At 69.1% G+C, this 330-nt stretch carries 1 pseudogene; it reads left to right on the top strand.

From position 1 onward, the window contains the following. Positions 1 to 330 (top strand): annotated as a pseudogene (locus tag EE949_RS08400) (bifunctional UDP-4-amino-4-deoxy-L-arabinose formyltransferase/UDP-glucuronic acid oxidase ArnA); the annotation flags it as partial.

Consider the following 330-nt stretch of genomic DNA (forward strand, 5'->3'; position numbering starts at 1 on the left):
GGGCACGCCCCGCTGCGCAACTGAACAACCTGATCCGCGCCGTGACCCAGCCCTACCCAGGCGCTTTCTGCCCGGTGGGCGAGCACAAACTGATCGTCTGGAGCGCACGTGTGGAAGAGGCCGACCATGGCCTGGCGCCCGGCACCGTGATCGACTGCGACCCGCTGCGCATTGCCTGTAGCGAGGGCGCGCTGGTGATCGGTGCAGGCCAACGCGGCGATGACGGCCTCTACCTGAGTGGCGTGCAACTGGCCCGCGAGTTCGGGCTGGTCCAGGGTTCACGTCTGCAGGGCCAGAACCAGAGCCGTCCGACGCGCCGCACCCGTGTGC

This window comes from Pseudomonas viridiflava (assembly GCF_900602065.1).
In the GTDB taxonomy this organism is placed as follows: domain Bacteria; phylum Pseudomonadota; class Gammaproteobacteria; order Pseudomonadales; family Pseudomonadaceae; genus Aquipseudomonas.